The 11,099-nt window shown below is 64.6% G+C and carries 10 protein-coding genes and 1 pseudogene; 8 read left to right on the top strand and 3 right to left on the bottom strand.

Annotation, left to right across the window (positions count from 1 at the left end; all coding sequences use genetic code 11):
• Both EN745_RS19625 and EN745_RS19620 read right to left on the bottom strand, forming a co-directional pair.
• The coding region (locus EN745_RS19625; protein WP_189363093.1) for a methyltransferase domain-containing protein at window positions 1–701 on the bottom strand (701 nt) is incomplete at its 3' end.
• 59 nt (window positions 702–760) lie between these two features.
• The gene (locus EN745_RS19620; protein WP_126056017.1) at window positions 761–1,342 is read right to left on the bottom strand and encodes a TetR/AcrR family transcriptional regulator; all 582 of its coding nucleotides are present in this window, start codon (window positions 1,340–1,342) and stop codon (window positions 761–763) included.
• A 244-nt stretch (window positions 1,343–1,586) separates the two neighbouring features.
• On the opposite strand from EN745_RS19620, the gene EN745_RS19615 reads away from it, so the two are divergent.
• From EN745_RS19615 to EN745_RS19580, 6 genes and pseudogenes are all read left to right on the top strand, one after another.
• The gene (locus EN745_RS19615; protein WP_126059190.1) at window positions 1,587–1,844 is read left to right on the top strand and encodes a hypothetical protein; all 258 of its coding nucleotides are present in this window, start codon (window positions 1,587–1,589) and stop codon (window positions 1,842–1,844) included.
• Complete coding sequence (locus EN745_RS19610; RefSeq protein ID WP_126056018.1) at window positions 1,838–5,020, top strand: multidrug efflux RND transporter permease subunit; 3,183 nt, start codon at window positions 1,838–1,840, stop codon at window positions 5,018–5,020. Before EN745_RS19615 ends, EN745_RS19610 begins: the two co-directional genes overlap by 7 nt.
• A gap of 35 nt (window positions 5,021–5,055) precedes the next feature.
• A complete protein-coding gene (locus EN745_RS19605) occupies window positions 5,056–6,210 on the top strand; it encodes an efflux RND transporter periplasmic adaptor subunit (RefSeq protein ID WP_126056019.1) in 1,155 nt (384 codons plus the stop codon).
• Window positions 6,211–6,775: 565 nt separating this feature from the next.
• Window positions 6,776–7,468, top strand: a complete 693-nt coding sequence (locus EN745_RS19590; protein WP_126056020.1) for a GntR family transcriptional regulator — start codon at window positions 6,776–6,778, stop codon at window positions 7,466–7,468.
• A gap of 27 nt (window positions 7,469–7,495) precedes the next feature.
• Window positions 7,496–8,602 carry a mandelate racemase/muconate lactonizing enzyme family protein gene (locus EN745_RS19585; RefSeq protein ID WP_126056021.1) on the top strand — a complete coding sequence of 369 codons (1,107 nt, stop codon included), beginning with the start codon at window positions 7,496–7,498 and terminating at the stop codon, window positions 8,600–8,602.
• Between the two features lie 273 nt (window positions 8,603–8,875).
• Window positions 8,876–9,195, top strand: a pseudogene (locus EN745_RS19580) (DUF427 domain-containing protein); the annotation flags it as partial.
• A gap of 106 nt (window positions 9,196–9,301) precedes the next feature.
• On the opposite strand, the gene EN745_RS19575 reads toward EN745_RS19580, so the two are convergent.
• Window positions 9,302–9,505: a hypothetical protein gene (locus tag EN745_RS19575; RefSeq protein ID WP_127422043.1), complete on the bottom strand. Its 204-nt coding sequence runs from the start codon at window positions 9,503–9,505 to the stop codon at window positions 9,302–9,304.
• Between EN745_RS19575 and EN745_RS19570 the strand changes: the two genes are divergently transcribed.
• On the top strand, window positions 9,504–10,826 hold the full coding sequence (locus EN745_RS19570) for a homoserine dehydrogenase (protein ID WP_126056022.1): 1,323 nt from the start codon (window positions 9,504–9,506) through the stop codon (window positions 10,824–10,826). The genes EN745_RS19575 and EN745_RS19570 overlap by 2 nt on opposite strands.
• Before the next feature lie 20 nt (window positions 10,827–10,846).
• On the top strand, window positions 10,847–11,099 hold a 253-nt coding region (locus EN745_RS19565), incomplete at its 3' end, for an FGGY family carbohydrate kinase (RefSeq protein WP_245487771.1).

Raw genomic sequence — 11,099 nt, 5'->3', positions numbered from 1 at the left:
CTCACGATGTCCTCCACGACCCGCTTGCGTTCCTGATCGGCCATTGCCTTGCCGGCAGCACTCATGCCGACCAGCGCCATCGTATTCAATCGCAGGAGGGGCGCGCCGTCCTCAAAGTGTATGGTGCGCGATATTGTCCTTGATCGAACGTCGTGGAAGCCGGCGTCTCGGAGCAGCGCCTCGAGCGGCGGCGCATTCCCAAAGCTGTGGCGCAGGTCCGCGATTGGGCCGAGGAGTCGCTCGGCGACGCGGCGGAGTTCTCGAAAGAAGGGGATTTCCTCATCGGTGCGCCAAGTGGCAACTGCCAGCCGGCCGCCCTGCGCCAGTGCTCGCCGCATTTCTGCCGCCGCGGCGGGCTTGTCGGGAAAGAACTGCAGCCCCTGCTGACAGACCACAACGTCGAACTGCTCTCCGTCACGGAGCGGCAGTGCGCCGGCATTGCCCACGCGCCAGTCGATGTCTGGCGCCACGGTGCGCGCGACGGCAAGCATATCTGGGCTGATGTCGACGCCGACAACACATCCGGCGGCACCGAGCCGTTCCCTGGCAACGCGCGCAACTATTCCTGTGCCGCAGGCGATGTCCAAGACACGATGGCCTGGAGTCAGCTTTACTTCTTCGAAGGTCACTTCGGCCCAAGGGCGGAAGAGGCTACCCACGAGCCAGCGCTCGTACATCTCCGGAAAACTTGCCTGACCCATTGCGTAGCTGGGCGCCTGATTCTGAGGCAGGATCACAGAGCCAGGATGAGGCGACGACATCAGCGCGCCCTGAACGACGCAATCAGGCCCTCCGCCATGCGCACGAACTGCGCGCTCGGGCCTTCCGACCCGACGCTCTGCATGGAGACCCGCGCGCCCTCGAGCAGCAGCGACAGCGTGTCGGCGAGAAGCTCGGCCTGGCCGATGCCGGCTTCGCGGCAGAGCGAAACTAGCTTTTCGCGCTGGGCTTCCTTCAATTCCTTGATGACGCGTCTGGCCGGATGATCGGTCTCGCTGAGTTCGACGGCTGCGTTGGCCATGTCGCAGCCGCGGCTATCGGCACTGAGCATTTCCGAAGCCTTTTGAACCCAGTCATGCAGCTGGGCTAGCTTGTCTCCGGGGTGCCTGGCTTCGAACTCGTCCCAAATCCGTGAAGCCTTTGCCGCCGTGGCGCGCAGGCATTCGATGATCAGGTCATCCTTGGATTCGAAGTGACGGTAGAGCGTCATCTTGTTGGTGCCGGCAGCCTCGGTGATGGCGTCGACGCCAACACCCTTGATGCCGTGCTTGTGGAACATGTCCTGCGCCGTCTCCAGGATCCGATCCCGGGGGCGAGAGCGCTCCACGACGCCGTCTGCCATCATGATCTCCTTTCGTTTCCAAAAATCCCTCGGCCACCTCTTGACTAAGGTGTTACCGGTCTGTAACTTCCAGAATGTTACTTACTGGTAACACCTATGTCTCTCCGCGTCAACGACAAGACCGATCGGTCCTGCAGGGTGAGATAGGGCCAGAAACCTGCCTGTCATGCGGCTTCGGCCGGTGAAGAAGAGAAAAACGGTTCGCGATCATTCCGATGCGGGCCGCAAGCAAGGAACCGCTCCTATGCAGAAGCGCAAAGACCTGACGATCGACGAGGCCATCCGGGATCCGATGATCCGGCTGGTGATGATGGCGGATCGGGTCGACCCGCGCAGCTTCGAGGCGATGCTGCGTTCAAAGGCGGCCATGCAGGCGCCGGACCGCAAGGCGCTGCCGCGTTTTCTGGAAGACTCAAGCTCAGTGCGTAGCCGGCAGCTGTCCAGGATCGCCAACGCGTTTGGCGAAGCAAAAGCATTCAACGAGGCCTGCGTCTCATGGTGAACTATTTCGTCCAACGTCCGATCTTCGCATCGGCGATCGCCATCATCATGGTGCTCGCCGGCGCGATCGCCTATTTCCTGCTGCCGGTGTCGCAGTTCCCCGACATCACGCCGCCGCAGGTCGTGGTCAGCGCCCACTATCCGGGCGCCAGCGCGCAGGTCGTGGCCGATACGGTAACCACGCCGCTCGAACAGCAGATCAACGGCGTGCAGGGCATGACCTACATGTCGTCGACGAGCTCCAATGACGGCTCCTCGACCATCACCATCACCTTCGATGTCGGCTATCCGCTGAGCACGGCCGCCGTCGACGTCCAGAACCGCGTCTCGCAGGCCGCGTCTTCGCTGCCGGCGATCGTCAACCAGGGCGGCGTGACGATCAAGAAGCAGAATCCCAATTTCGTGCTCATCGTCGACCTCACCTCGCCGGACGGCTCGGTCGATCCGGTGGCGCTGAGCAACCTCGCCTATCTGCAGGTGGTCGACCCGCTGAAGCGGCTGCCCGGCGTCGGCGACGTGCAGATCTTCGGCGAGCGGCGCTATTCGATGCGCGTCTGGCTCGACCCGGACAAACTGGCAAATCTCGGCATAACCGCCGTCGACGTGCAGAACGCCATTGCCGAGCAGAACGTGCAGGTCGCGGCCGGCAAGATCGGCCAGTCGCCGGCGCCGGCCGGCACCGCCTTCGAGATGCAGGTCAACGCGGTCGGCCGCCTCAGCGACCCGAAGGAATTCGGCGAGATCGTCGTGCGCGCCAATTCTGAAAACGGCTCGCTGGTGCGCCTGCGCGACGTCGCGCGCATCGAACTCGGCGCGCTGCAATATTCCTCGTCCGCTTTCTTCGGCAAGGACCCGACGGTGGTGCTCGCCGTCTACCAGATGCCGGGTTCCAACGCGCTCGACCTGCAGCAGCGGGTCAAGGACAAGATGCAGGAGTTGTCGGCGCGTTTCCCGAAGGGCGTCAACTACGCCATGCACTACGACACGACGCGCTTCGTGTCGGCCTCGATGCATGACGTTCTGATTACGCTTGGCGAGGCGCTGGTGCTGGTCGTGGCGGTGGTGTTCATCTTCCTGCAGAGCTGGCGCACCACCATCATCCCGACCATCGCCATCCCAGTGTCGCTGATCGCAACGCTGGCGGTGATGTACATGCTGGGCTTCTCGCTCAACATGCTGTCGCTGCTCGGCATGGTGCTGGCGATCGGTCTCGTCGTCGACGACGCGATCGTCGTCGTCGAGAATGTCGAGCGACAGCTCGAGGCCGGCCTCAAACCACTTGCCGCGACACGCGCGGCGATGGCCGAGGTGACAGGACCGATCATCGCCACAACCGCGGTGCTGATGGCGGTGTTCATCCCGGTCGCCTTCATCCCGGGCGTCTCGGGGCGGCTCTACAACCAGTTCGCGCTCACCGTCGCGATCTCGGTCGGCATCTCGGCCTTCAACTCGCTGACGCTGAGCCCGGCGCTGAGCGCCGCGTTCCTGCGCCATCGCGGCGAGACGCAGTTCGTCTTGTTCCGCTGGTTCAATGCCGGCTTCGAATGGCTGTCGCATGCCTACGCCCATGGCGTGCGCATCCTGATCCGGCTGCGCTGGGCCATGCTCGGTCTGTTCGCCGCCGGCCTGGTGGCTACCTATTTCGTCTGGCAGAAACTGCCCTCGACCTTCCTCCCCGTCGAGGACCAGGGTTATTTCTTCGTCGTCATCCAGCTGCCTGACGGCGCTTCGTTGGAGCGCACCGACGCGGTGGCCGAGAAGGCGCGCGACATCCTGCAGAGCACACCCGGCGTCGACATTGTCGGCTCGATCAGCGGCCTGAACTTCCTGACCAGCGCCGCGCAGTCGAACTCGGCGGTGGAGTTCGCGATCCTGAAGCCTTGGGACGAGCGTGGACCCGACCAGAATGCCTCGAAGCTGGTCGCTGAGGTGCGCAACAAGCTGCTGCAGATACCGGAGGCCTTCGCGCTCTCCTTTGATCCGCCTTCGATCCCGGGCCTCGGCACCACCGGCGGCTTCGAGTTCCAGGTCGAGGATCTCTCCGGTCGTGGCAGTGCTGCGCTCAACGATGTCACGCAGGCGCTGATCGCCGAGGCGCGCAAGCAGCCGGAACTCAATCCGCAGCAGCTGTTCTCGTCCTTCTCGACGTCGACACCGCAGTTCAACTACGACCTCGACCGCAGCAAGGCGAAACTTCTGGGGCTCAGCCTGCCCGATGTGTTCAACACACTGCAGATCTATCTCGGCTCGCTCTACGTCAACGACTTCAACCTGTTCGGCCGCACCTTCCGGGTGACGATCCAGGCCGACAAGGATGCGCGCGCCGATGCCACCGACATCTCGCGGCTCTATGTGCGCAACGCTGCGGGCGGCATGGTGCCGCTGAGCACGCTGGGCAGGCTGGTGCCGATTGTCGGCCCCGAGACGGTGCCGCACTACAACAACAATGCATCGGCCCTGATCAATGGCGGTGCCGCTCCCGGCTTCTCGTCCGGACAGGCGGTGGCGGCGATGGAGCGGGCGGCGGCGACGGTGCTGCCCAGGGACTTCGGCTATGAGTGGACCGGCATCACCTTCCAGGAGCTCAAGGCCGGCTCGATCGCCTCGATCGTGTTCGGGCTTGCCATGGTGTTCGTCTTCCTGATCCTGGCGGCGCAATACGAAAGCTGGGCGATGCCCTTCATGGTGTTGCTCGCCGTGCCGCTCGCCCTGTTCGGCGCCTTCCTGGTGCTCCTGCTGCGCGGCATGCAGATCGACGTCTACTCGCAGATCGGCTTCGTCATGCTGATCGGCCTGGCGGCGAAGAACGCCATCCTGATCGTCGAATTCGCAAGACGACGGCGCGAGGAAGGTTTGAGCATTGTCGAAGCGGCGATGGAGGCCGCGCGGCTGAGGCTGAGGCCGATCCTGATGACGGCGTTCGCCTTCATCCTCGGCGTCCTGCCGCTGATGTTCGCGACGGGTGCAGGTGCTGCCAGCCGGCAGTCGATCGGCACCACCGTCTTCGGCGGCATGGTGGCGGCGACGGTGCTGTCGCTGGTGTTCGTGCCGGTGTTCTACGCGGTGATTGAAAAGCTGCGCGAGCGAGGCGAGGACAGAGAGCCCGCTCCGCACCATCAGGATATTGAACCGACCGCCGAGCCGGCGCTTCAGCCGCTCGCCCAGGCGGCTGAATAGCTCGCGCAGGCGGCGGAAAACGATTGGAGACCAAAATGCGTAAATGGAAAATCGCTTTGGGAACGGCCGTGGCGCTCGGTGCCATCTCGATGGCCAGCGTCCATCTGCTCGACATGGGCAGTCTCAGCCTCAATGCCGGCACGGCAGGGGCAGCGCCGGCTCCGGCGGCGTTCGTGATGCCGGTGCCGGTGGTGAACGTGGTGAAGAGGACGCTGCCGATCTATCTCGACTATGCCGCGCGGGTCGAACCGATCCGCAGCATCACCCTGCAGGCCCGCGTGCCGGGCTACCTGCAGGAGCAGGCTGCCGCCGACGGCAGCGACGTCAAGCAGGGCGACCTGCTCTACCGGATCGCGCCCGAGGACTATCAGGCGGCACTCGACCAGGCGAAGGCCGAGATCGAGCGCGACACGGCGACGCTCGACTATGCGCGGTCCAATCTCGGCCGCGGCACGGAACTCGCCAAGAGCGGCTATCTCGCCAAGGACAGTTTCGACCAGCGCACGAGCACCCTGCGCGCGGCCGAGGCAGCGCTTGCAGTCGACAGGGCCGCGCTGCGCACCGCCCAGCTCAACCTCGGCTATTCGGAGATCAAGGCGCCGTTCCCGGGCCGTATCGGCCGCAACCAGGCCTCGGTCGGCACGCTGGTCAGCGTCGCCGGCACGGTGCTCAACACGCTGGTGCAGCTCGACCCGATCTACGTCACCTTCAATCCGAGCGAGACCGATCTCGTCGAAATCGAAGCCGCGAAGGCAGCCGGCCCGATCGCCGTCGATGTTCTGCTGCCCGGTGAGACTGAGCCCAGCCAGAAGGGCGAGCTCACCTTCATCGACAACACGATCGACCATTCGACCGGCACGATCACGGCGCGGGCGACGATCGGCAATGCGAAATTCTCGCTGCTGCCCGGCCAGTATGTGCGGGTCCGGCTGCACGTGAAGGAGCAGCCGAACACGCTGATGGTGCCGCAGGTGGCGCTGGGGTCCAGCCAGCTCGGCAAGTACCTCTATGTCGTCGGCAAGGGCAACACGGTCGACCAGAAGCTGGTCTCGCTCGGGCCGACCGACGGCGACCTGATATCCGTGACATCAGGCATTTCCGAGGGCGACCAGGTGATCACCGGCAATCTGCAGAAGATCGGACCCGGCATGCCGGTCTCGCCGCTGCCGCAACAGAAACCGGCCAGCTGATAACCCCCATCAGTCCCGGTCCCGCGGCGCCCTCGACTCCCACGTCGAGGGTGCCGTTTTGTTGAGAAGTTCCACCAGCCCGGCAATGTCGGCGCGCTCGGCCTTTTGCCGGCAGCATGAAGGCGCAATAGGGCTGGCCGAGGCGCACCGAGACGGGCGATAGCGCGATCAGGCGACCCGCTTCGAGATCGGCGCTGGCCATGATCTTCTGGCCAAGCGCAATTCCCAGCCCCAGCCTCGCGGAGGATACCGCCAGGCTGGACAGGCCGACGCGGCGGCCATGCGAGGGATCCGGCGCGCGATTGCCGCCGGAGGCGCCGAACCATTCCGCCCAGCTCGGGTTACACCGCGCACCGCGTCACCACGGTCGAGGGCGAGCGCCAGCGCATGATCGCGGTGTTCTCTACTACGAGCGGCCCGGCGCAATGTTCAGCGAGGAAGAGCGGATCAGCTTCTACGGCCGGGCGGCTTGAGCCATCGACAAAATTCCGGAATTCGTAAATTGCCCTCTTGTTGGATTGTCGACAATCTGCTTGTCTTGCAATCCCTCATCCGGAGTAGGCGCATGGCGAAGCTGGATTTCAGTCCGATCGCGGATACGACGCGGAGGGCAGAGATCGTCGCGCTGCTCAGACGCGCCATCCTGACCGGCCAGTTGGAACCAGGACAGAAGCTCAACGAGCTCAGGATCTCCGAACAGATGCGGGTGAGCCGCGCGCCGTTGCGCGAAGCGATGCGCGAATTGGTCCAGGAAGGCATCCTGAACAGCATTCCTTACGCCGGCACCTTCGTCATCGATGTCACCGCCAAGGACATCATCGACGCCTATTCGCTCAACAAGGTGCTCGACGAATTCGCCATCGAATGCACCTGGCCGCTGCGCGACCAGCGCTTCTTCCACGAACTCGACCGCCGCCACGAAGCAGTGAAGCAGGCGACGCGGGCGCTCGACACCACGCGCCAGATCGAGACTGCGCTGCAATTGCATGGCCTCATCTACGAATGGGCCGACAATTCCGTACTGCTCGAGACCTGGCAGCGCCTGACCAGCCGGCTGCAGATGTATTTCGCCCTCCACCAGCAGGCCCGCGCCGAGCCGGTACCCGCCGAGGATGTGCATGACACCTATGTGCGCCTGCTCAAAGGCAACGACATGCGCGCCGCCCAACGCCATGCGCGCGAACATATCGACCTCGATTTCGAGGAGCTTCTCGCCTATGCGCGCGGCCTCGAAAAGCGCGCATCGAAGGGCGCCTGACCAATCCCGCAGACAACGGACGACAACGTGAAGATCAAGAGTATCAAAGCCTACCATGTCGTGCAGCCCTTCGTGGACGGGCCCTACCGCATGTCGAAGGGGCGCGTCGCCGATTGCTTCGACGCGGTGATCGTCGCCATCACGTCCGACAACGGCGTGACCGGCTGGGGCGAGATGGCGCCGCTCGGCAATTTCTACTCGGCCGCGTTCCCGGCCGGCACCCGCGCCGGCGTGCCGGAAATCGCACCTCATCTCATCGGCCAGGATCCGCGCGGCCTTGCCGGCATCGGCCGGCTGATGGACACGGTGTTCAAGGGCCACCCCTACATCAAGTCGGCGCTCGACATGGCCTGCTGGGACCTCGCGGCGCGCGCCGCCGATGTGCCGCTGGTGACCATGCTCGGCGGCCGCGAGAGCGAGACGGCGGAACTCTACAGGGTCGTCACGCACGGTACGCTCGATCAAATGGCCGCGCTTGCCAGGCGCATCGTCGCCGAGGGCTACCACCGGCTGCAGGTCAAGGTGGGCGGCAATGTCCGCGACGATATCGAGCGCGTGACGGTGGTCGCTGCCGCCGTGCCGAAGGGCACGGTCATTTTCTGCGACGCCAACGCCGGCTGGACGCCTTATCAGGCGCGCCAGTTCGCCGACGCCACGCGTGGCATCGACTACACGTTCGAGCAGCCCTGCACGACGCTCGACGAGAACATGTCGGTGCGCCGCATGCTCGACAAGCCGATGGTGCTGGACGAATCCGTCACCTCGCTGGAGGAGATGCTGGAAATTCACCGCAGGGGTGCCGCCGACGGGCTGACGCTGAAGATCTCGCGACTGGGCGGCGTCACCAGGACGCGTCAGATCCGCGACGTTGCCGTCGACCTTGGCTTCATGATCACGGTCGAGGACACCGGCGGCGCCGAGATCGATACGGCTGCGATGGCGCATCTGTCGCTGTCGACGCCGGAAGAGCGCCGCCTGCACGCAATCGCCTTCCACGAATGGGTGACGGTGCGCACCGCCTCGAACAAGCCGCCGGTCACGGGAAGCCGCATGGGCATTCCCGACGGGCCCGGCCTCGGCATCGACGTGGTGCCGGATCTGCTCGGCAAACCGTTCTTCGAGATCGGCGGCTGAAGATGAATATCCGCCGCATATCGGCAACGCCTATCAACCTGCGGCTGGAAGCGCCCTATCAGTGGGTATTCGGCGAGCTCGACGGCTTCTCGCCGACCATCGTCGAGGTCGAGACCGAGGATGGTCTCGTCGGCCTCGGCGAGGCGCCGACGCCTGGCGGCGGCCGCCGTCGTCAACGATGTGCTTGCGCCACGCCTCGTTGGCCGCGACGCCTTCGACATCGCAGGCGCCGAGCAAGCCTGCCTGCCCTTGTGGACCGGGGTGCAGTCGATCAACGACCGCACCCGCATCATCCTCGACGGTGAGCAGGTGGCCGATTAACCTATCTGCCGATCTCGGACACCAGGCTCGATATGTTTGCGCCCAGCCGCTACATCTCGCGCTGCCCCTACAAGGGCATCTCCAACTATTACCATGTGACGACCAGCACCAGGCGGCACGAGAACCTCGTCTGGTACTATCCCGAGCCGGTGCACGAGGCCGAACGCATCAAGGGGCTGGTCTGCTTCCACCACGAACTGGTCGACAAGATCCTGGTCGACGGCGTCGAAATCCCGAAAGAGGCTACAGCGGCGTCCGACGGGTATTTCTGAGCGGCGAATCTTGCGTCATCATTCGCGGGCGAAGCAACGTAGCGGTGTGAAACAATCACCGCCTCGATCTTTCGCGCCCCCCTCTGTCCTGCCTGACATCTCCCCATTAGCGAAGACCGCAGTGACGGCTGATCTCCTCCCCTTGTGGGGAGATGCCCTCAAGGACAGGGGGCGAGGACCCGTCGGACAGCGAATTGATTCCGCCCGGCAACGCCGAAATGTCGGTTGAAATATTTTTCAAATAGAAATAGGAATGTTCAAAATGATCATTTCGGCGCAGCGGCGCGCCAAGGACCGGAGGAAACGACATGTCCCATCCGCAATTCGCAGCGGAGCTCCTGCAGCGCGCTGAAAAGCACGGGCCGATCACCATCGGCCTGGCCGGCGCCGGGCAGATGGGGACGGACATCGTCGTCCAGGTCGCGCTGATGCCGGGCATGCGCATAGGCGCCATTTCCGAGGTCCGGCCGCAGGCGGCGATCGACGCCGCTCTGCTTGCCGGCCATGACCGCGCTGACATCGTCCAGGCGCCCAACGCCGCGGCCATCGACCGCGCCATCGAGGCCGGCAAGATCGCCGTCACCGAGGATTTGCATGCGCTTGCCGCCGCCGGCCGCATCGACGTCATCATCGACGCCACCGGCAACCCCAACATCGGCACGCTGTTCGCCCTCGAAGTGATGAAGAACGGCAAGCACATCGTCATGCTCAATGTCGAGGCCGACATCACCATCGGCCGCTTCCTCAAGGATGAGGCGCGCAAGGCAGGCGTGGTCTACACCGGCGCCGCCGGCGACGAGCCCGCCTGCACGCTGGAGATCATCGGCTTCGCCAAGAGCCTCGGCTTCACAATAGTCGCCGCCGGCAAGGGCAAGAACAATCCGCTGAAGATCGACGCCATGCCGGCCGACTACGAGAAGGAGGCCAGCGAGCGCAACATGAACGCGCGCATGCTGGTCGAGTTCGTCGACGGCTCGAAGACGGCGATCGAGATGGTGGCGATCGCCAACGCCACCGGCCTGGTGCCGGACGTGCCGGGCATGCACGGCCCGACGGCGACACTCGAGGAACTGGCAGGCGTGCTCTGCCCGCGCGAGGACGGCGGCGTGCTGCACCGCAAGGGCGTGGTCGACTATTCGATCGGCAAGGGCGTGGCGCCCGGCGTCTTCTGCATCATCGAGACGAAGCATCCGCGCGTGCTGGAGCGCATGATCGACCTCAAGGTCGGCAAGGGCCCCTATTTCACGATCTTCCGCCCCTATCATCTGACCAGCCTGGAAGTGCCGCTCTCGGCGGCGCGCGCCGTGGTCTACAAGCGCGCCGACATGGAGCCGCTCGACCATCCGGTGGCGGAAGCCGTGGCGGTCGCCAAGAGCAACCTCGGCGCCGGCCAGTCGCTCGGCATGATCGGCGAGAACGACTATCGCGGCTTCGCCATGACATGGGAGGACGCGCGTGCTAGGGGCGCACTGCCGCTCGGGCTGGCCGAACGCGCCAAGGTGGTGAAGCCGGTGAAGGCCGGCGACTTCCTCACCTATGAAAACTGTGTACCCGACGATTCGATGGTGATAACCCAGATCCGCCGTCGTCTCGACCAGTCGGACGGACGGTTCGTCACCAACGCCGCCTGATATTTTCGGATCCCCGCCTGATGGACGATGTCGTAATCGGGATCGACGCCTCGACGACGGCCGTGAAGGCGATGGCTTTCGCGCGGAACGGGGCGGAACTGTTCCAGGCGCGCGAAACCTACCCGCTGTCAAACCCGGCGCCCGGCCATTTCGAACAGGACGCCGAGCACTGGTGGACGGCGCTGCTTGCCGCGCTGAAGCAGGTCGCCGGCAAGGTCGGCGGCTCGCGCGTGGCGGCGATTTCCATCGCCCACCAGCGCGAAACCTTCACCC

The organism is Mesorhizobium sp. M4A.F.Ca.ET.022.05.2.1 (assembly GCF_003998845.1).
GTDB lineage: Bacteria > Pseudomonadota > Alphaproteobacteria > Rhizobiales > Rhizobiaceae > Mesorhizobium.
This window is presented reverse-complemented; position numbering and strand designations above follow the sequence as displayed.